Origin of the sequence: Adlercreutzia wanghongyangiae (assembly GCF_035989245.1) — a bacterium.
In the GTDB taxonomy this organism is placed as follows: domain Bacteria; phylum Actinomycetota; class Coriobacteriia; order Coriobacteriales; family Eggerthellaceae; genus Adlercreutzia; species Adlercreutzia wanghongyangiae.
Map to the genome: position 1 here is coordinate 513,838 of NZ_JAYMFF010000002.1, position 19,811 is coordinate 533,648.

Below are 19,811 nucleotides of genomic sequence, written 5' to 3' on the forward strand. Positions count from 1 at the left end.
ACCTGGCCTTCGCATTCAGGGCTTTCCCTCGCGGCACGAAGGCCGCTCGGCCACCCTTCAAGCGAACTCCAGGCACCTGTCGAAGCCTCGCTGACTTCCTTGGGCGAACCGGTGATTTGAGAAGGCAAATATGGGAAAGACAAGGAAAAAGCTCCTTATCGTCGATGGATACAACGTGCTGCGGTCGGGCAGCCGGTACAAGCGGCAGCCTCGTGCCGACGAGGACTACACTGACGACTTCTTCAACGCGGCGCGCGACCGACTCATCAACGACGTGGTGAACTTCGCGGGGCGCGACATGGGCGCCATCATCGTGTTCGACGCGGGCGACAACGAGTTGTCCCAGGGCAGTCGCACGAAGGTGGGTGGCGTGTCGGTGATCTTCTCGTCGGCGGGGCAGTCGGCCGACAAGGTGATCGAGAAGCTGGCCTACGATGCCGGCAAGCGCGGCGTGGAGACCATGGTGGTCACGAGCGACGCTGCCATTCAGGACACCGTGTTCGGCGGCGGTGTGGACCGCATGAGCGCCGAGGGATTCTCGCACGAGGTGGGCGAGTACTATGCGGACGCGCGGCTGGACGACACGCCGAAGGTGGCTCCCAAGCGCACCGTGGCCGACCGCATACCGGCCGACACCCTGGCGAAGTTGAAGGCCCTGCGCGACGCGAAGTAAGGCATCTTCCCAGTTCAGACATTCCGCAACCAATAATTGCGGGAAATGACAACGCGAATTGGTCGCGCGGGCAGCGGCGTTTGGGTAGGCTCGATAGGGCAGACCGAAGGCAAACGCAGAAGACAAGGAGCACACCATGAACGTTGAGATCGCCGAGCGCTTGGCCGCGCGCCGCAAGCTTGCCGGGCTGTCGCAGGAGGCCCTGGCCGAGAAGCTGGGCGTGTCGCGCCAGGCCGTTTCCAAGTGGGAGCGGTCGGAGTCGTCGCCCGATACCGACAACCTCATCGCCCTGGCGAAGTTGTACGGAGTGTCGCTGGACGAGCTTCTGTATGTGGATGACGCCATCGCCGACGACGTGGCCTTCGAGGCAGCCGACCGGGCCGATGCCCGACAGGGCGCGGCTGCGCCGAATGATTCCCACGGCACCGTCGAAGTTGAGGGTATTGATTTCGAAAAGGAGGGTCGCGGGCGCGTACGGGTGAGCCCGGCGGCCATCCATGTGGAAGACGGAAAGGACTCGGTGCATGTGAGTTGGCGCGATGGCGTGCACGTGCTGGATCGCAATGGCGAAGAAGTGCACGTGGGCTGGGATGGCGTGCGCGTCCGCTCCTCGAATCCCGAGCTTGTCGACCACATTGGAAAGCATGGCTGGTGCCTGGACGAAGAGGGAAAGGCGCGGGCGGCGGCATGGATGAAGTTTCCTTTCTGGGCTCTTGTTATCGTGGCGTATCTGGTTCTGGGCATGCTGAGCGGCACGAGCTGGGGCGTGGGGCTGTTCCTGCTGTTTCTCATTCCCGTTTACTACTTGGTGGGCGCGGCGGTTGCCTCGCGTCGTGTGGCGCCAATGCTGTGCGGTTTGTATCCTATCGGCGCCACGGCATGGTTCCTCTGGATGGCCTTCATCGTGGGCCAGTGGCATCCCACATGGGTCATCTTCCTCACCATTCCGCTCGTGGAGGTGCTCATCGTGAAAACCTCCGAATGGTGGCATCGCCGCCGCGGGGAAGAGGCGGCGGATGCGGAGGTCGTCGCGGAAGGTGAGCAGTAACATTTCGAGAGGCCCTGTCGTTTAACTGAGGCACTTTCTCGGCTCCGCGTTCGTCGAGCGCGGGGCTTATCTTTTTGGTATCCTGGTGCGCACGAGAAGAGGAGCGGCGTATTCCCAGGTCGTTGATGGAGCAACCGTTGGTTGTCGCGGCTGGTTTCCGCGGGATTTTCGAAATTGACCACAAAGGGTGCTGGTGCAACGGCAAGGGAAACCATAGGGTGAAAGGCGAGAAGTGACCACACGCAGGACACGAAAGGGAACCATGATGAACGTGGAAATCGCCCAGCGCCTCGCCGAGCTGCGCCGCGAGCGCGGCTTTTCCCAAGAGAGTCTGGCCGAGCAGCTGGGGCTGTCGCGTCAGGCTGTTTCCAAATGGGAGCGCGCCGAGTCGGCGCCCGATATGGGGAACCTCATCGCCTTGGCCGACCTATACGGCGTGACGCTTGACGAACTGTTGCGCGTGAGCCCCGAAGTGGAAGAGGATGTGCGCTACGAGTCGCAGGAGCGCGCCGCCTCGTCGGAGACCCAGGCGGCGGAAGCGGCCGAGGAGGCTCGCGAAGCCGCCGAGCGCGCCGAGGCTGCCGCGGTGGCTGCGGCGGCCCAAGAGGCTTCGCCCCAGAAGGTGGTTGTGGAAGTGAACGCCAGCGCGCCGGCAGTGCCGTTGCGGCCGATGGGGGCGGTGCCCGGCCCGGCTGGCGCGAGCGGCGGGATGCCCGGAGCTGGCGTGCCGAACGCACCTGCCGCAGGGATGCCCGGGGCAGCTGCCGCGGTGCCCGGTCCGGCTGGAGCGTCCGGGGCGCCGGTGTATCCGCCCGGATACCAAGTGCCCCCGACCCAGCAGCCTTTCCCGCCGGCCGCGGCCGTGCCCATCACGCCGCCCGAGCCCAAGGACCCGCTGCGCAGCTTTCCCTATCCGCTGCTGTGCGCGGTGCTGTTCTTGCTGGGCGGCTTCTGCTTCGGCTGGTGGCATCCCGGTTGGGTGATTTTCCTCACCATTCCGTTCTACTACTGGGTGGTGAGTACGTTGGAGGCCGACCCGGCTTACCTCGCGTGGGTTGAGGAGCGCCGGCAGGCTGCGGCGGCAGTATCTTCTGCTGGCGCTGTCGCCGAGGACGGGGCTTGCACGGTGTCTGCCGAAGGATGCGCCGCAGCCCCTTCCGAGGAGGCTTCCGCGGAGGCTTCGTCCGTTGAGGGAGGTGCCCGATGAAGTTGGCGACGAGTACCTATATTAAAGTAGCGCTCATTGTGGTTCTGTGCCTGGCCGTGTGCAGCTGGCTCGGCGGGTGCGGGCGCAGCATCTGGCCCAGCTCGCTGTTCGTGCCCGGCGGCGTGATAGGCTGCATGGGCACCGACGTGGTGGACGATGTCGCCGCCGAAGTCCGCCAAGGCATGGTGGAGCGCGGCGCTGTGGCGACCACCGACAAAGGCAGCCATTTCGAAATTGCTGCCAGCGAGGTAAACGCTCTTGAGTTGAACTGGTTGGCGGGACGGGGCACGGTGCAGGTGGTGCCCGATGCCGAGACGGGCGGCAAGGTGCTCGTGGACGAGGTGGTGAACGGAGGTCGCGCGCCCGCCATGGTATGCGAGACGGGCGGCGGCGTGCTGTCCATCAGTTACATGGAAGGTGGCGGCGGGCTTTCGGGCTGCTCGAGCTTATCGATGGCGAGCAAGGACGTTACGGTGAAGGTGCCCGCATCGTTGGCCGAGCACTTGGCGCTGTTCGAGCTGGAGGCGGCCTCGGGCCACTACGAGGTGGTAGGCCTTACGTGCGACGACCTTGAGCTGGGTGTGGCCTCGGGCAAGGTGAATGCCACGGCCATGGCCGCCCAGCGTGCTTCGCTGAATGTGGCGAGCGGGAGCGTGTCGGTGCAGGGCTCGGTGGCCGAGCACCTTGAGGTGGAGATAGCCTCGGGCACGACCGCGCTGTCATTGGGCGAGGGCGCGCCGGCGGAGGCATCGGGCAGCTTGGCCTCGGGGAAGTTGGTGTTGGAGGTGCCTGCGAACACGCGCCTTGCGACCAACATCGACAAGACGAGCGGCAGCTTCAACAACGAGCTTGCCAACGGAGGCGCCGGCAGCGCGGAAGACGGTGCGCCCGTGTGCTCCCTCGATTTCGATATCCTCAGCGGCAACTTCACCGTGAAGCCGGTGGCCTAAAGGCTTTGCCGCGCGAGGGCCGAGCGCGCTTTTCTTCCCAAAACAGCGGGGCGCCCCTTCGAAGGAGCGCCCCGCTTGCTGTGCTGAGACCGTCGCAGAATGCGGCCGGGCCGCCTCTGCGGTGCTCGCTGCCGTCTAGCGCTGGCCGAACTAGGACGTCTCAAGATCCTCGGTGAGATCGGCCAATTCCTGGCGGGAATGAATGCCTAGCTTCTGGTACATGCGCTTTATGTGCGTCTTAACGGTATTGGAAGAAATAACTAGCTCTTCGGCGATGTTGGGTACGTTTCTGCCCAAAAGAATCAGTTCTAAAATCTCGCATTCGCGTTTTGTAAGGCCGTATTCCTCGGAGATGCGCAAGGCAATTTGCATGCGACTTGCAACAGCGGGGGCGCTTCGAGGTGCGCCTCCAGAGGGATCTCCCAGGGAAAGATCGAGATCGTCAGTTTCTCTGTCGGCAAGGAAGGCGGCTACGAATAAGGCTGCCATCAGCACAAACACCGTTATGTAGAGTGCAACTGATTCACGGACAAGGGGTGCAGAGCCTACTGCGAAGCCCAGGGTGGGGAATAGGTTAACGACACTTGCCGCCGCGGCATACAACCAGGGAATTGAGAGGCGCTTCCGTTTGCCGATGGATGCGCATAGGGGCATAAGCAGAATGATGAACAAATTGAATACCGCGCTGTCGATTCCCATGAGTAGGAGTTGCAGAATACCCGAAGTAAAGAAGAGGGGGACCGTAGCAATACAGGCTACGGGGCATAGCACGCGAAATACACGCGAGACACTGAATGAGTGGCTGTTGGGTAGTGAGGCAAACAGGAAAATCAATGCTACGGCGAAAGCTTCCCCAATGGCAAACGATAGGGCGGCCAAGTCGTTCACTCCCACAAAAGTCCATGCGTATTGATACACGAAACCTAAAATGCCTGTGGCGACAACAGGGATGAAGAGACCCTGCAGTCGACGAGAGCGCGGAGAAACGGCGTCTTCCGGCCGAGGTGCCGTTACAGGTCGTGTTGCCGCCTGGGCGAAGAGACGACCTGTCGCGTAGTGGAAATATGCGAGCAATCCAAGAGAAGACATCATGGCTGCGCATTTCACCAGTGAGGCCACAAAGAAGCTTTCGGCGGCGCTGGCAAACACTACGATGAACGAGGATATGAGGCTTCCTGCGAGAACGATGAACCGAAAGCGCTTTCCGTCGATCAGGTAGGCTGTGGATGCCCAGAAAGTGAATAGAAGAGCGAAAGACGCTCCTGTAGCTCCGTGCAGTGCGGCGGGCATCCAGTCGATAACGACGAGACTCCCTGAGTTTTGAAGAGTGAAGAGGACTTGGCATCCGATAACTACTGCGCCTGCGATGCCAGGCACCCACATTGGCATCGCGCGGAGATCCTTTCGGGCTGTGGTTATGGCGATAAGAAGATATCCGGCAACAAAGCCAATGTTGTTGCAGATACGAACTATAGGCGTTTCCGAGGGTAACTGAAGATAGCCTTGAGGTGTGAACGCCAGCGATGCTGCTGCAATGAACAGTGCATAGCCAAATGTCAGCACAATTATTTTTCTACCTGTAGAAATAGAGACTCCCTTCCTTCGTCTCATTGTACTTCCATTCGACGTGGCTTAGGTCGGTATGGGGGTAGTTCTTTGTCACCCGTGCTGGGTGACTTTGGCGAACGCACACGTTAGGCGGGATTGTCGAGGAAAAATCTCGCTCTACCATGAACTTGTCTCACGCCAATGGTGCGGGGAGAAAATACGACAGGAGGGAATCTACCATGACACTTTCAAGAAGAAATTTCCTGCAGGGGACTGCGATAGGCTTGGGCGGCGCTGCCCTTGCTGGGCTGGTGGGATGCGCTCCAGCATCTCAGGCTGAGGACTCAGGTGGTGATGTTTCCGGCAAGGATGCCACAACGCCTGGGTCCGACAATGCACCCAAAAACGTCACGAACACTATCGATTGTGATATCTGCATTGTAGGTGCCGGCTTCTCTGGGATGGTTTCGGCGGTGCAGGCAGCCATGGATGGGGCTGATGTGGTGGTGTTGGAAGCATCCAATACCACGGGAGGAGCTTCTGCCAACGGCGTTGAAGGATCGTTTGGTGCGAACTCGAAGATTGCCAAGGCTCAGGGCATTACCATCGACATCAACGAGATACTGAACAGCGAGATGGATCAGTCCCAGTGGCGTGCCGACGGCCTGTCTTGGTACGAGATGATGGTGAATTCGGGCGATAACATCGACTGGCTTATGGAGCAGGGCGTACGCATTGATAAGGTTGATGACTATCATGGCAAAGATTTCCAAACTTTTCACTGGTACGAAGGCGGTATCAAAGCTGGCTATATTGATCCTTTGACGGCTCGCATGGAGGAACTGGGGGTGCGAATCGAGTTTTCTATGCCCGCCAGCGAGTTGGTGACTGATGTCAGCGGCAAGGTGACTGGTGTGCTGGCTGAGCCGAAGTCGGGTGAGTGGACGCAGGTAAATGCTGACGCTGTTATTTTGGCAACGGGTGGTTTTGGCGCCAACTATGAGCTGTGTTCGAACATCGGCTATCCGACGGACCGCATTCTTTCAGTGGGTTCTCCTTACGATAACGGGTCGGGTCACGACATGGCTGTGGCGGTAGGGGCTCATGACATGTCCGATTATGCTGCCGACAACTGCGGTTCCATCATTGGATCTGTTGGTTTCGACATGGGTAATCTGGGCTTTTGCATGAAGCCCCAGATACCGTGGATTAATGACAGTTGCGAGCGATTCTATCGCGAGGACAACTGCTTGGTGAATCTTTCTCTGGCGAATCCGCCGAAATGGAATCAGCGTCGCTCGTTTATGATCTGGGATCAGGCAATTCAAGATAGTATTACAGCGGAAATGGAGGGATTCGCCGATTTGCTAGAGCGTGGTTTGGCTGCAAACGAAGGGGAATTCTACAAAGCTGACACCCTGGCAGATCTGGCTAATGCCGTAGGCCTCGATGTCGATGAATTGCAGACCTTTGTCGATGAGTATAACGCTATGTGCGTCGAGGGTGTCGACCTCATCTGGGGTAAGAACCCTGAGTACATGGTGGCTCTTGGAAGCGCCCCCTACTATATCGCCGAGCCCATCAATGCCATGTTCACGACTATTGGCGGCGTGGCCACCAACCGGCAGGCTCAGGCCATCGACAAGCAGCACAATCCCATTGAGGGCCTATATGTGGTGGGTGTTGAGGGTTGCATGCTGTATCGCAACGTATATACCATCGGTACTCCCGGTTCGTGCAGCGGCAACAGTATCAATACCGCCCGGGTTGCTGTGAAGCACGCTATGGGCTCCTAGGTCGTCTTTCTATCCCGACGTCCCGACCATAATCCTCCCCGGTCGGGACGTCCTTTTTTCCAAAATCAGCGGGGCGCTCCTCTCAAGAAGAGCGCCCCGCTTGCTGTGCGGCGACCGTCGCGGAATCCGGGTGGGGTTACTTTGTGGTGCTCGCTGCCGCCTAGCGCTGGCCGAACAGGTCGTCCAGGTTCAGGCCGCGGCCGTCCTGGCCGTACGGGTCGCCGTAGCCGTAGTCGTTGCCGCCGTCCTGGCCGTAACCGTAGCCGTTCTCGGGCATCTGCTGCTCCTGCTGCTGCTTGGCCTCGGCCGCGGCCTTCTGGCTGGCGGCGTCATCGCCCAGGGTCACCTGCATCTCCTGCTCCTGACCGTTGCGGTTCACCGTGAGCGTCACGGTGTCGCCCGGCTGCTCGCCGCGCACGGCCAGCATCAGGTCGGACGCGCTTTCCACCGCCTCGCCGTTCAGGGCCGTGATGATGTCGCCCTCCTGCAGGCCCGCCGCAGCCGCGCCCGAGCCCTCGGCCACGCCGGCCACGTAGGCGCCGCTCTCGGCGGCCAGGCCGAAGCTGCCGGCCATCTGGTCGTTCACGCTGGACAGGCTCACGCCGAGCTGGGCGTGGGTGGGCGTCTCGCCGGCGATGATCTGGTTCGCGAGGTTCACCGCGTAGTTCGCGGGAATGGCGAAGCCCACGCCGGAGTAGTTGCCCGAGTACGAGGTGATGAGCGTATTGATGCCGATGAGCTTGCCGTCGGAATCAACCAGGGCGCCGCCGGAATTGCCGGGGTTGATGGCCGCGTCGGTCTGGATCATGTTCGGGTAGATGGTCGTCTCGCCCGAACCGCCCGACTGCGCCGACTCGCTCGCGTCCATGATCTGCGAGCGACTCGTGGCGCTCACGATGCCCGTGGCCACCGACTGCTCCAGGCCGAACGGCGCGCCTAGGGTCATGACCCACTCGCCGACGTTCAGGTCATCCGAGTTCCCAATCTCCATGGGAGTGAGGCCGCTCGCGTCCTTGGCCTTCAGCACGGCCACGTCGGAAGAGGGGTCGGTGCCCACGAGCTCGGCGTCGTAGGTGGTGCCGGCGATGGTCACCTTAAAGGCCGACCCGCCGTCCACCACGTGGTTGTTCGTGATGAGGTAGCCGTCCTGGGTCATCACCACGCCCGAGCCGGTGCCCAGAGCCTGCAGCTGGCCGCCCGCCTCGGCGAAGGTCTCCACGAACACCACCGACGGCAGGCACTTGGCCGCCACGGTCTCGGCCAGGGTGGCGTCGCCGCTCGTGGCCAGGGCGGCCTGGGTGACAGGCGCCGGGTTGTTCACGGCCTCGGCAGTGGCGGGGTCGATAATCGCGCCGTTGATGCCCAGAGCCAGCATGCAGGCCATGGCGGCGCCGGCGAAGCCGGTGAGGAAGGTGCGGCTGCGGGCCTTCTTGGCGCCGGGCACCGCCTCGGCCACGGAAGATGCTACCGAGCTGTCGATGTCGAAGGGCTGCGCGGTTGCGAGGATGTCGTCGCGGCGGGCGTGGCTGCCGCGGATGGAGGGAGCGTTGTTGCCGTTGAAGTTCGTCATGGGTGATCTCCTTGTTCGAGGGGGTCGTGTTTGTGCTGGGGCGAACTCTAGCATGCGCAAACACGCCTTTTCCGCGACGACAACCCCTCGTCACGTCCCCGACACGCAGATACATCAGGTGGAGTAGTCCCTGGGTATGACGCGGTGTTTGAATAGGGCGAAATGTCGGGGAAACTCTGCGGGAGCACGTTGTAGGGGCGGGCTTCAGCCTGCCCGCAATGTGGGTGCAGGCGTGTGGTTGGGGGCGCCGCGCTTTGGGTGCAGGGCGGGCTGAAGCCCGCCCCTACGGGGCCATGAGGCAGCAGGGCCACAGGGGGCGCGGGTCATGAAGCAGCAGGGCCGCAGGGCCACAGGGGGCGCGGGCCATGAGGCAGCAGCCACGGGGCATTTTCGCCAAGGGTTGCGTTAAAGGATGGTGCCGCGTTTTGTGCTATTCCTCGTCCAGGGTGATGCGGTCGATGCGGGCGGCCAGGTCGCTGCCGCGCTCGTAGAACTGCAAATTCTGGTTGTGGGCGAAGTAGCGCTCGCAGCCGTGGTCGTTGATGAAGGCCATGCCTGCGCGGCTCACCGACAGGTCGGTCACCAGCATGAGCATTTCCTGGCCCTCGCCGAAGGCCTCTTCCACGAACTTGAACACGTTGTCGAGCGCCGCAGAGGCCGCGTCCACCGAAGCATCAAGCTCGTCCAAGCGCTCGTTGAAGCGCTCGCGTAGCAGGTCGAACGTGGCACCGTCGGGCAGCTCGGCCCCGGTGCGCAGCGCTTCGTCCAGAAGCCCGATGGCGCGCTCGAAGGAGCGGTAGCGCTCCTCGGAAAGAAGGCTCGAGGCGCGTTCCACGTCGCGGGTATGCGCCAGCTCGGTGCTCGTGGCGCGGATGAGCGCGGCGGCATCGACATCCTCGGCCACGCCCTCGGCGGCCAGACGCTCCTTCAGGTCGGCCAGCACGCCGTGGGTGAAGGCGGCGGCCTTCTCTTCCATCACCGCCTGGCGCAGCACGCCCACGGTGGCGTCCACGATAAGCCCCATCACAGCCACGCGCTCGTCGAAGGGCGCCCGTCGCGCGCGTTCGGCCAGACCCGCATCGGCGGTGCCGTCCAGGATGCGGTCGATCTGGTAGTCGCTGCGGTACTTGGTGAACAGGTCGTAGTACATCGCGAACCGCTTTGCGATGTCGGCGTTCTGGACGTACTGTTCCACCAGCAGCTCGTCCACCGCAAGGCCCTGGGCCTCGTAGAGCTTGATCATAGCCGACAGGTCGTCCCAGCCGCGGGCCGTCACGAACGACGCGCCGTCGGGGGTGGTTTCCACGGCGTAGAAGTGCCCGCGCTCAATATCCAGGTAGGTGATGACGGCCGGGTGCACCTCGCTGGCCACGGCGAACTCGCGCCACACGTCGTAGTCGGGCTCCACCTCAATGCGCTTTAAGCGGTCCCAGGTAGCAATGTCGAAATCACGGGCCGTGCGGTTGTACTCGGGCGGGTTGCCGGCCGTGACCACAATCCAGCCGGCGGGCACCGCGTGGCGCCCGAACACCTTGTACTGCAAGAACTGCAGCATGGCCGGCGTGAGCGTTTCGGACACGCAGTTGATCTCGTCCAGAAACAGGATCCCCTCGGTGCGCCCGGTGGTTTCCATGGCCTCGTACACCGACGCGATAATCTCGCTCATGGTGTACTCCGACACCTGGTATTCCTGGCCGCCGTAGGTCTTCGTGGCGATGAAGGGCAGGCCCAGTGCGCTCTGACGCGTGTGGTGGGTCATGGAGTAGGATACGAAGCCCACTTCCAGCTCCTGGGCGATCTGCTCCATGATGGCCGTCTTGCCGATGCCCGGCGCGCCCAGCAGGAACACCGGGCGCTGCCGCTCGGCCGGCAGCAGGTAGTTGCCGAACTCGTCTTTGGTGAAGTAGGCCACCATGGCGTTTTTGATCTGCTGCTTCGCTTCACGGATGTTCATAGGGGCTCCTTAAGGGGTGCGGGGGCGGTGACGGGGCGTGCTAGAGTTGGGCGGCGACTTTCACAAAGGCTCCTCTTCCAGTACGAAGGTGTCGTCCAGTACCACTTTCATGGCCCATGGGGGCACAGGCGCGCTCGCGGCGGCATCGTCGGAGTCGAGGAACACGAAGGCGCTCTCGAAGGGCGGCCGTCGCGCGGGGTAGGTCCCCTGGCCGTCGGTGAAGTAGATAAGGCCACCCAAATCGTTCAGCTCGCCGGCGGCCAGGGCGTCTTCCACGAAGCGGAACACGGGACGAAAATCGGTGCCACCGAGTCCCTTGATGACGGGATTGTCCAGGTAGCGTTCCAGATCTTGCAGGCAGGTGATGCGCGCTACGTCGGTGACGGCCGCGTCGCACTGCACGATGAGCACGTTCATCTGCGTGAAGAAGCTGGCCTCGTCGGCCAGGATAGAATAGGTGCGCTCGATGAACTTCCGCACGAGGCCGTCTTTGGTGGAGGCCGAGGTGTCGATGGCGATGACGAAGTCGCGGATGCGCTTCTCCTCGGCGAACTCCACCGGCTCCACGAGCGGCAGGTTGCCGTAGAGCGAAAGCCCGTAGGTGTAGAAGACGTAGTCGAACTCGTCGTCGTTCACGCGGATCTGCTCGCCCATGCGCGCGAACTTTCGCAAGAAGGCGCGGTAGTCGTGCTTCTCGCGGGTGACCTTGCGCAGGTTCATGGCGAGGTTCGACCCCTCAATACCCCACAGCTTCGCGTAGGCGTCCAGTTGGATGCCCATTTCCAGGGCGGCGTTCTCCCATTGCTCGCGGGAGCGGTCCAGCTGCACGGTGTCGGCGAAGCGCTCGCCGATGGCCCGGGCGGCGTGCTCGGGCGCCTCTTTCTGGGTGATGTCGGCGGAGTCCATGGCGCGATGGGCCTTGTGCGAGTAGGGCATGTCGGCCGCCTCGTCGGGGATGTCCATGTCGGTGCCGGGGGTGTCGGCCGCACCGGCGGCGGAGCTGCGCTGGCTTTCGCCTTCGGTCGCCTCGCCTTCGGGCGCTGCGTCGCTTGTGCCTTCGGCGACGACGACGGCGTGCCAGGGGCGGTGATCGTCCACGTGGAAGCGGGCACCCAGGCGGGCGAGCTCGTCGTGCGAGGCACCGGCCTCGCGCCGGTCGCGCAGGGCGGCGTACACGCGCTCGGCGGTCATGAGGCCGGCTTCGGCGGCCATGCGCTCCAGCTCGGGGCGCGAGGCGGCAGCCTGAGGTGTGCGCGTGGCGGGCAGGTCGAGCTGGTCGATTACCGACTCCACCACCATATCGCAGGCGATGTCCCATAGGTCGGGCTCGACGTTCGCGCCCGGATACAGGTGCAGGAACACGTTGTGGAGCACCACGTGCATATAGGCACGGCTGGCCTCGGCGGCATCGGCCGCGTAGGTGCGCGCCCAGCTGGCAGGGTCGAAGCGCAGGTGGGCGCCGTCGGTGGCCAGGGTGGCGCCGGGTTGGGGCAAGGGAGCCAGGCGGGCGAAGGCGGCGCTCATGAAGCGCAAGTTCACGAGCAGGCCGTTGCGCACGAGATCGAGCGCTTCCAGCGCCAGCGCCTCCATATTGCCGTTGCTTTTAGCCGGAGTGGACGAATTGAGGTTGCTTTCGGGGGGTGCGGCGGGTCGCGGCTGCATGCTAAAGCCGGCTGCAGCGCAATTTTCGAGGTGCTCTTCGCCCATCGCTCCTCCTTTGCGGTCCAGACGACAATACTTTTGCTTTCAGGTGGTCACGAATTCGACTTTTGTGTTGTTTCAGGCAAAAATGAGGTGCAGATATACCCCATTTGACGGGCCGTAGAAGTGTATTTAACGTATTTCGATAATCTCAAACCTCATATTTTGCGAGTAAGAAACCAAAAGTCGAATTCGTGACCATTAAGAGCTGATTCTTTTGTCATTGTGCCCTTTCGAGGCGTAGTGTAGCATGGGGCGCATGCGGGGTAAACAACCCTGCGGCCCACGAATTGGGAAGGTGCACAAAATTATGAATACGGGCACGCTGGTCTTTCGTGACGATACCACCGCCATAGATGATCTTATTGCGCGCGTGCGCGAAAATCCCCTGCGTATGGCCCTGGCCGATGTGACGGTGGAGGAGCCTGGCCATGCCATCGAGGGGGAGAACTGGCGTCCACAACTGGCCCCCTATAAGCCGTGGGTGCACGATGCGGCGCTTGATGAAGCTGAACAGCTTGCCGGCACCGATGGCGATCTGCTCATCGTGGGGGCGCTGGGCATGGGTATCTCCGACGAGGAGCGCATGGCCCTCATCGGAGATGCGGTGCATGGAGGTATGGGGACGGGCGAGGCGGTGCACGGAAGCGCGGGGCCGCAGGGCGAGCCTGCTCGCACACTCACGCCCCACGAATTGTGGACGTTGGGGCAGACGCCCCGGTGGACGCCGTCGGTAGAAGGGGAGGCAGATCAATGCTGCGAAGCATCTGAAAGCCGTGAAACACCCGAATCAATCCGTGAAACATCATATACCGACCGTGAAACGCTCTTGCATAGTTGTGAAACAATGGAAGAAGCCGGCGGGACTTCTGATGAGCTGTGCCACTTCGCCACCAATGTGCCCCTGACGGTGCGCCGCGACGGCGATGGCTTCGCGGTGTCGGCAGTGCACCTGAGCGTGCTGGCCGAGCACGGGCTGCCTGCCGACAACCTGGTGGTCGTGGTGCCGTCGTCCATCGATGGCGTGCCTGTCACGCGCATTGCCTCGGAGGCTTTCGCCCGGCGCTTCACGAGCGGCGCCCACGTGCGCCTTTTGGTGGTGCCCGACGCGGTGGAAGTAGTGGGTGCCCAGGCGTTCGGCTCGGTGTGCGCCGAGGCGGTGTACCTGGGTGCGGGCGTGCGCACCTACGATCCGGCTCCGCTGGATCTGGCGCTTCCGAACCCGCGACTGGAGGCGCGCCGCTACCTGGTAAGCGCCGCCAACGAGCGCCTCGCCGTGCAAGATGGCTGCCTGCTGGAAAAGATGGGCGACGCGAACGCGGAAGGCAGGGCAGACTGCGATGCCGCAACAGAGCGCGGCCCAAATGACTTTCATGTGGGGGAGGGCGCAGGCGCTCCAACCGGTGGGCCTGTGCGGCCTAACGGCCCGTGGCGACTGTTGTTCGCGGAAGCTCCCTACGAGGAGCGGCTTGCTCTTCCCGAAGGCGTGCGCGTGATGGGGCCAGCCGCCTTTGCGAAGAGCTGCCCGCCTCCGCGTGTGCTGGACGCCCCCGATTCGCTGACGCGCGTGGACGGCACAGTGCATCCTGAGACCATCTGGCGGGGAAGCGATCGAGGTGCCCTCGCGCGCATCGTGCAGCGCTGCAGTGGTCGCGTCACCGATTTCCAGGCAGTGGAGGAAGACCAGTGCTGGTACGACTTCGCCGACGGCGAGGCGCGGCTCGTGGCCGGACCGCCCGCGCCCGACTCGGTGTCGCGGCGCTTCTCATCGGCCGCCCATGCGCGGGTGCGGAAGGGGGCGGCGCTTTCTCCCCGTGAGATTGCCGCGGAAGCGGCGGCAGCCATGGTGGCGCCTGTGCCTGTGACCGACCGGTTGGCACTGCCCCGTATGGTTCAGGGCATGCCGCTCGCGACCATCGCCGAGCGCGCTCTCATCACGGCGCCGGCCACGCTGGTGCTGCCCGACACGGTGCGCACGGTGCACGATGGAAACGCCTGCAAGGGCACGCGCAAACTCATGTTGCCCGCAGGCCTGCAGTCCATCGGCGCCCACTGCTTCTGCTCGCGCAGCCTGGTGGGACCGGTGCTCATTCCCGCAAGCGTGGAAAGCATCGGCGAGGGCAGCTTCGAGTACGCCGTAGTGCGGCTGGAGGCAGCCGATGCGGTGGTGCACATCACCTCTGACCAGCTCATAAGTTGCTTTACGGAAGCGGCTATCGATGGCGTGCCTTTCGACTTTGCTCGCTACGACGACCAGCTGCTCGCCGGTCGCGGGCTGCCTGACCACCTGGGCGCCCTGCTGCATCGCGTGGCCGCGCCCTTCCGCCTGGCGCCCGAGATGCGCGCCCGTATCGTGGACGCCCTGCACGAGCGCGCGGCCGATGCCGTGGCCTATGTGGCCCGGGAGGGCGACATCGCCATGGTGCGCGCCCTGGCCGAGGCGGGTTTCCTGGACGACGCGGCGCTGTTCGATCGCCAGATCGAGTGCCTGCGCGCCAGCAACCGCACCGACTGCGTGCTCTTCCTCATGAACTGGCAACACGATCGCGCCCAGACCTCCCGCGCCTCTGCGCCCCAACGCGCCCGCGACCGCTTCGCGCTGTAGGCGGGTGTGACGCGAGGCGCCTGGAGCCTGCCCGTTATCGCGGGTGACAGCAACTTTTACCGGTCTTGGCAAAAGTTGCAAAAGATGCAAAAATTGCAAAAGATGCAAAAGATGTCAAGGAGCGATGATGGCGAGCAATCCCTTTACCCCTACCTTCGGAGTCGTCCCTGCATTTATGGCGGGGCGCGAGGACATCACCAGTGAGTTGCTTGCAGCTCTGGAAGAAGGCGCGGGCAACCCCAATCTCACAACGATCATTTCCGGCGCGCGCGGCACGGGGAAGACGGCGCTGCTCACCTACCTCTCCGATGCGGCCCAGGCGCAGGGCTGGGTATCGGTTAACGTATCGGCGCTTCCGGGGATGCTTGAGGAAATCGTTCAGCAGGCTTATGCTGCGAGTGCCCATCTGATAGATACAAGCGCGTCGGCGAAGCTGGCGAGCTTGAAGCTGGGCGATATCGCCGAGGTGCAGTTCTCCGACCCTTTGGAGGTGGCTCCCACGTGGCGCATTCGCATGGGTGAGCTTCTTGACGCCCTCGCGGAAACGGACACGGGACTTCTTATCACCGTGGATGAGGTGCGCGACGATCTTGACGAGATGATTCAGCTTGCCTCCGCGTTCCAGCATTTCGTGCGCGAGCGACGCAAGGTGGCCCTGTTTATGGCGGGGCTGCCGGCCCATGTCAGCGCTCTTTTGCAAGACAAGTCCGTTTCGTTTCTGCGCCGCGCCAATTTTTACAGCATCGGCATCGTCTCCGACTTCGAAGTGGAGGAGGCCCTTGGCAAAACCTTCGACGAAGGCGGTCGGGAGGCGACGCCGGAAGCGCTTAAGGAAGCCGTTCAGCTCATTGGAGGCTTTCCCTATATGATGCAGCTCGTCGGCTATCGTGCTTGGAACGCTTCGCCGAATAGCCCGCTCGTCTCGGAGGACGATGTCCTGGAAGGCTCGCGGTTCGCCCGCAACGATTTGCAGCGAAAGGTATTCGATACGACGTTCCGCGAGCTCTCGAAAGGGGACGTGCGGTTTCTTGCTGCCATGCTGGAGGATGAAGGACCTAGTGAGCTTGCGGATGTGGCCCAGCGTCTGGGCAAGAAAAGCAACTATGCTTCGCAGTATAAGCGACGCTTGCAGGAGCAGGGCATTGTCGGTGACATGGGCCAGGGGCGCATCCGCATCGAGCTCCCTATGTTCAAAGACTATCTTCGCGATCAACTTCTGTAGAATTAATAGCTACCTGATGTCTTTTAGCAAGTCGGCCAGGGTGTTGCTGGCCGTCGAAGTGGGCGATGTGCAGCAGCGCGTGCACGGCGATGGTGAAGCGCGAGGGAATCTGCATGGGCGCGCCTGCGGCAAGAGGCGGTTGCGGATGGCTGCTTGCCGATGGCGACGTTATACTGCTCGTAGAAAGAGGCTTCAACTAGCTGGAGAAGATGCGGCCGATTGTGGAGGGACGTTGCAGAAGAAGGGAGCGGCGATGCTTGAGGTGCGTGCGGCGCGGCCTGATGAGTTCGACGCGGTGCTCGATTTCTATACGGAAATGATCGATCAGATGCAAGGCACCGATTTTGATGTGCAGTGGAAGCACGGCGTACACCCCTCGCCGGAGTTTCTGCGCTCATCGTTGGAGAGGGAGCAGGTGGTCATTGGGCTTTTGCCTCCTGGGGCAGCGTGCGAAAAAACGGCCGGTACGACTTCTGATGCGGAAGGCGCCGACCCTGCGTTTGGTGAGCGGGGCGCTGATTCGGTTATCGCCTGCGCTTTGGTGGTGAATCACGAGGGCGCTTCCGGCTATGACGCTGTGCCTTGGGCGGTGAATGTTCCAGCCGAGCAGGTGGGCGTGCTGCATGTGGTGGCGACGCTGCCGACCTACCACGGCCGCGGTTTTGCCCGCCAGCTGGTGAACGCCACGGCCGATCTGGCCCGCGCCCGGGGTTTGGCGGCCTTGCGACTCGACACCTTTCCCCACAACGTGCGTGGTCGCGGCTTGTACGAATCGTGCGGGTTCGAGGACAAGGGCGAGTGGACCGTACACTATTCGTCCCTCGGCGATACCCAGGTGAACATGTACGAGTTGGTGCTGTAACGTTCGACGAGGTGCCGTTCCGGTCGCGACCGAAACGACCGCCACGGCACAAGCGTCTGAGACGGCAGGGGTGCCATACCCCTGCGATATGAGAAAGGGATGAATATGACCGAGCAAGTGGTTCAGGCCAGTGGCGGTAAGGCGGCGGTGTCCGATATCGATGCGACCATGGAGGCGGTGGCGTTTGCAGGTGCTGCGCTGGCGCCTTTCTTTCTGAACGACCCGCGCACGGGCGACGCGGCCGATTCCTTTGCTGCTATGGCCGACCTTGATGTAGCGGCTGCTGCTGCCGAGTGGCCCTTTGCCGACGCCGATGTTGCCGCTGCCGCTCTGACGTTGATGCACGCGGGCCTAGCCGCCGGCGCTGACCACGATGATTTGGTGTGGGAGTACCGTCGCCAGTTCGTGGGCCCCGGCCGCTTCCCTGTACCACCGTGGGGGTCGGTGTACACCGACCGCGAATGCGTCATCTTCGGCGAGAGCACCTTGGCGCTGCGCGCGTGGATGCGTGCGCACGGCATTCAGCGCACGACCGACGAGCGCACGCCCGAGGATCACATCGGCCTTATGTTGGCCATGCTGGCCTTTCTGGCCCAGCAACGCCCCGAACTGGTAGACGAGTACCTGACCGCCCACCTGCTCACCTGGGCGTCCCACTACTTGGACCTTTTGGAAGAGACTACCACCCATGATTTCTATCGCGGCTTGGCGCAGCTGACGCGCGCCACATTGGTGGGCATGGGCGAGGCGCGCGGGCTTGCGGTGACGCTGCCGCGTTTCTATCGTTAAACTCCGGCGGCCACGAACGGCTCCGCTACTGCTTTCGGCGAGATGACACTGGTGTTGCTCGCCACGCCGGCGTCAGCAAGCGCGGTGGCTCAGGCGTTTTCGAAGTTGTTGATGAGGTCGATCATGTCCTGCTTCTTGTGGATGTTCAGCTTGGCGTAGATGCGCTTGTTGTGGGTGCGCATGGTGTTCTCGGAGATGAACAGCATCTCGGCGATGGCCGGGCCCGAATAGCCGCGGGCGATCAGCTCCATCACCTCGGTTTCGCGCGACGAAAGCCCGAAGACCTCGCTGACGCGGCGGCATCGCAGGGCCAGCGCATCACGCGCCGCGTCGGCTGCCGCTTCATTGCCAGCGTCGACGGTCGGGCTTTCCGCGGAAGCGAACGCTTCTGATGGGGCCGCAGCGTCTTCGTAGGGACGGGCTTCAGCCCGCCCGCGGGTATTGTCGATAGTTGCGGGCGGCCTGAAGGCCGCCCCTACGGAATTGCGGCCGGCTGTTGCGGGCGGGCTGAAGACCGCCCCCCCGGAATTGCCGCTGGCAGTTGCTTCCGCCCGAAGGGTGCCTGGTTCCTTCGCCAACCCCAGGGCCAGGAACTCCAAGGCGTCGGTGGCTCCCAGGGTTTGGCGGTAGCCGAACAACGACACCATCAGCAGCACGAACAGCGACGCCAGCGCCACCAGCGAGAACGGCTCGGGTCCCCACGTGAACTCGATGCCCGACAGATAGCCCGCGCCGTAGCCTGCTGTCTGCGGCAAATAGGCGATGGCGCCGTAGAATGCGTAGATAAACACAGGGTTGATGCCCGAATCGCGCGACATCTGCCCGCAGTGCATCATCATGAACACGCAGGCCAGCATGAAGCAGGCATTACTGATGCCGAAGCCGATGGTGACGAAGCTGTTGCCCGCGAAGGGCAGTACCATCAGGCACACCGCCGCAACGGGAAACAGGGTGCGGAACACCGTGGGCAGCCCGATGCGCAGGGTGCGGCGCTGCCAGCGGCCGAAGAATCCCAGCATGATAAGCAGCAGCACCACCATCGAGAAGATGTTGATGGCGCTGATAAGTTCTTGGTGGGTGATGGCGATGAAGCGGATGGCGCCGGCGCAGAACCCCAGCGCGCCCACTGAAAGCGCGGGCGAGATGGAGGCGCGCAGGGCATTGCGGTACACCGTGCGGTGCTCGCGGGGCACGTCTTCGAACATGGGCTGATCCAGCGACACGCTGCGGTTGGCCAGCCACAGGCACAGGCCCGCCAAGGGTACCAGCACCAGCGGAATAAGGTAGGCGGTTAGCGCTGCGGGCACCAGGCAGATGGCCAGGTACAGCAAAGCCGAGTAGCCCGTGCCCTTGATGAGGGTCAAGTTGCCGCGCTCGGCGTTCATGGCGGCGAACACGCGCTGCCAACACATCATGAATCCAGCAAGGCCGAATCCTACCAGCAGCGATGCGCCCACAATGAGCAGCCGGGCTACGTCCTCCACGTACATGGCCCCTACCAGCATCAGGGGGCCCAGGCACAGCGGCAGCGCGAAGGCCATCACCGATGATCGCCCGCTGGCGGCGGGGCGCTTCCAGATAAGGGCCATCGCCCCGCAGAACGTGACGGCGAAGGCGAGAATCTGGATGCAATAGTAGGCGATGGTTGCCACATCGGTTTGGCAACAGGCGGGCAAATAGGGGAAGATGCCACCCCAAATAGACGTGGCGTTGATGGACAGAATGACTGCGTAGCCGAAGCTGGCCACGTCGGGACGGAGCGCTCGCAGCTGGTCCATAACCCCCCTCTCACGGTGTTCCCCCACAGCTTTTCTGGGTGGCTATTCTACCAGCCGACGAAGGTGGCGGGGTATGAGAGGCGGAAGAAACTTGTCACCAGGTGTGGT

The 19,811-nt window shown here is 62.8% G+C and carries 14 protein-coding genes; 9 read left to right on the forward strand and 5 right to left on the reverse strand.

Annotation, left to right across the window (positions count from 1 at the left end; all coding sequences use genetic code 11):
• Positions 1-130 precede the first annotated feature (130 nt).
• The 4 genes from VIN30_RS02470 to VIN30_RS02485 all read left to right on the forward strand — a co-directional run bounded on the left by VIN30_RS02470 (position 131) and on the right by VIN30_RS02485 (position 3,878).
• A complete protein-coding gene (locus VIN30_RS02470) occupies positions 131-673 on the forward strand; it encodes an NYN domain-containing protein (RefSeq protein WP_338209007.1) in 543 nt (180 codons plus the stop codon).
• Between the two features lie 136 nt (positions 674-809).
• Positions 810-1,721 (forward strand): helix-turn-helix transcriptional regulator, encoded by a 912-nt coding sequence (locus VIN30_RS02475; RefSeq protein ID WP_338209009.1) that lies wholly within the window; start codon positions 810-812, stop codon positions 1,719-1,721.
• 262 nt (positions 1,722-1,983) lie between these two features.
• Positions 1,984-2,928, forward strand: coding sequence for a helix-turn-helix domain-containing protein (locus VIN30_RS02480; protein WP_338209011.1), 945 nt, complete (start codon positions 1,984-1,986; stop codon positions 2,926-2,928).
• On the forward strand, positions 2,925-3,878 hold the full coding sequence (locus VIN30_RS02485; RefSeq protein WP_338209013.1) for a DUF4097 family beta strand repeat-containing protein: 954 nt from the start codon (positions 2,925-2,927) through the stop codon (positions 3,876-3,878). Before VIN30_RS02480 ends, VIN30_RS02485 begins: the two co-directional genes overlap by 4 nt.
• Before the next feature lie 150 nt (positions 3,879-4,028).
• Here the strand turns inward: VIN30_RS02485 and VIN30_RS02490 are convergent, their stop codons facing one another.
• The gene (locus VIN30_RS02490; RefSeq protein WP_338209015.1) at positions 4,029-5,489 is read right to left on the reverse strand and encodes a helix-turn-helix transcriptional regulator; all 1,461 of its coding nucleotides are present in this window, start codon (positions 5,487-5,489) and stop codon (positions 4,029-4,031) included.
• A gap of 176 nt (positions 5,490-5,665) precedes the next feature.
• Here VIN30_RS02490 and VIN30_RS02495 point away from each other — a divergent pair, with 176 nt between their 5' ends.
• On the forward strand, positions 5,666-7,222 hold the full coding sequence (locus tag VIN30_RS02495) for an FAD-dependent oxidoreductase (protein ID WP_338209017.1): 1,557 nt from the start codon (positions 5,666-5,668) through the stop codon (positions 7,220-7,222).
• A gap of 160 nt (positions 7,223-7,382) precedes the next feature.
• Here VIN30_RS02495 and VIN30_RS02500 read toward each other — a convergent pair whose 3' ends face one another.
• The 3 genes from VIN30_RS02500 to VIN30_RS02510 all read right to left on the reverse strand — a co-directional run bounded on the left by VIN30_RS02500 (position 7,383) and on the right by VIN30_RS02510 (position 12,453).
• Positions 7,383-8,792, reverse strand: a complete 1,410-nt coding sequence (locus VIN30_RS02500; protein WP_338209018.1) for a S1C family serine protease — start codon at positions 8,790-8,792, stop codon at positions 7,383-7,385.
• Positions 8,793-9,222: 430 nt separating this feature from the next.
• On the reverse strand, positions 9,223-10,746 hold the full coding sequence (locus tag VIN30_RS02505; protein WP_338209019.1) for an ATP-binding protein: 1,524 nt from the start codon (positions 10,744-10,746) through the stop codon (positions 9,223-9,225).
• A gap of 60 nt (positions 10,747-10,806) precedes the next feature.
• Entirely contained in the window at positions 10,807-12,453 is a 1,647-nt protein-coding gene (locus VIN30_RS02510) for a vWA domain-containing protein (RefSeq protein WP_338209021.1), read from the reverse strand.
• Between the two features lie 304 nt (positions 12,454-12,757).
• Between VIN30_RS02510 and VIN30_RS02515 the strand changes: the two genes are divergently transcribed.
• The 4 genes from VIN30_RS02515 (at position 12,758) to dmsD (ending at position 17,925) form a co-directional block, all read left to right on the forward strand.
• The gene (locus tag VIN30_RS02515; RefSeq protein ID WP_338209023.1) at positions 12,758-15,052 is read left to right on the forward strand and encodes a hypothetical protein; all 2,295 of its coding nucleotides are present in this window, start codon (positions 12,758-12,760) and stop codon (positions 15,050-15,052) included.
• A 127-nt stretch (positions 15,053-15,179) separates the two neighbouring features.
• On the forward strand, positions 15,180-16,274 hold the full coding sequence (locus tag VIN30_RS02520) for an ATP-binding protein (RefSeq protein ID WP_338209025.1): 1,095 nt from the start codon (positions 15,180-15,182) through the stop codon (positions 16,272-16,274).
• 253 nt (positions 16,275-16,527) lie between these two features.
• Positions 16,528-17,136 (forward strand): GNAT family N-acetyltransferase, encoded by a 609-nt coding sequence (locus tag VIN30_RS02525; RefSeq protein WP_338209027.1) that lies wholly within the window; start codon positions 16,528-16,530, stop codon positions 17,134-17,136.
• Positions 17,137-17,241: 105 nt separating this feature from the next.
• A complete protein-coding gene (gene dmsD / locus VIN30_RS02530; protein ID WP_338209029.1) occupies positions 17,242-17,925 on the forward strand; it encodes a Tat proofreading chaperone DmsD in 684 nt (227 codons plus the stop codon).
• Between the two features lie 89 nt (positions 17,926-18,014).
• Here dmsD and VIN30_RS02535 read toward each other — a convergent pair whose 3' ends face one another.
• On the reverse strand, positions 18,015-19,703 hold the full coding sequence (locus VIN30_RS02535; protein WP_338209031.1) for a helix-turn-helix transcriptional regulator: 1,689 nt from the start codon (positions 19,701-19,703) through the stop codon (positions 18,015-18,017).
• Between the last annotated feature and the right edge of the window lie 108 nt (positions 19,704-19,811).

Excerpts from the sequence above, each read along its gene's own strand:
- VIN30_RS02485 (WP_338209013.1), top strand. The coding sequence starts at position 2,925 with ATGAAGTTGGCGACGAGTACCTATATTAAAGTAGCGCTCATTGTGGTT.
- VIN30_RS02500 (WP_338209018.1), bottom strand. The coding sequence starts at position 8,792 with ATGACGAACTTCAACGGCAACAACGCTCCCTCCATCCGCGGCAGCCAC.
- VIN30_RS02470 (WP_338209007.1), top strand. The coding sequence starts at position 131 with ATGGGAAAGACAAGGAAAAAGCTCCTTATCGTCGATGGATACAACGTG.
- VIN30_RS02525 (WP_338209027.1), top strand. The coding sequence starts at position 16,528 with ATGCTTGAGGTGCGTGCGGCGCGGCCTGATGAGTTCGACGCGGTGCTC.
- dmsD (WP_338209029.1), top strand. The coding sequence starts at position 17,242 with ATGACCGAGCAAGTGGTTCAGGCCAGTGGCGGTAAGGCGGCGGTGTCC.
- VIN30_RS02505 (WP_338209019.1), bottom strand. The coding sequence starts at position 10,746 with ATGAACATCCGTGAAGCGAAGCAGCAGATCAAAAACGCCATGGTGGCC.
- VIN30_RS02490 (WP_338209015.1), bottom strand. The coding sequence starts at position 5,489 with ATGAGACGAAGGAAGGGAGTCTCTATTTCTACAGGTAGAAAAATAATT.
- VIN30_RS02520 (WP_338209025.1), top strand. The coding sequence starts at position 15,180 with ATGGCGAGCAATCCCTTTACCCCTACCTTCGGAGTCGTCCCTGCATTT.
- VIN30_RS02510 (WP_338209021.1), bottom strand. The coding sequence starts at position 12,453 with ATGGGCGAAGAGCACCTCGAAAATTGCGCTGCAGCCGGCTTTAGCATG.
- VIN30_RS02515 (WP_338209023.1), top strand. The coding sequence starts at position 12,758 with ATGAATACGGGCACGCTGGTCTTTCGTGACGATACCACCGCCATAGAT.
- VIN30_RS02535 (WP_338209031.1), bottom strand. The coding sequence starts at position 19,703 with ATGGACCAGCTGCGAGCGCTCCGTCCCGACGTGGCCAGCTTCGGCTAC.
- VIN30_RS02495 (WP_338209017.1), top strand. The coding sequence starts at position 5,666 with ATGACACTTTCAAGAAGAAATTTCCTGCAGGGGACTGCGATAGGCTTG.
- VIN30_RS02475 (WP_338209009.1), top strand. The coding sequence starts at position 810 with ATGAACGTTGAGATCGCCGAGCGCTTGGCCGCGCGCCGCAAGCTTGCC.
- VIN30_RS02480 (WP_338209011.1), top strand. The coding sequence starts at position 1,984 with ATGATGAACGTGGAAATCGCCCAGCGCCTCGCCGAGCTGCGCCGCGAG.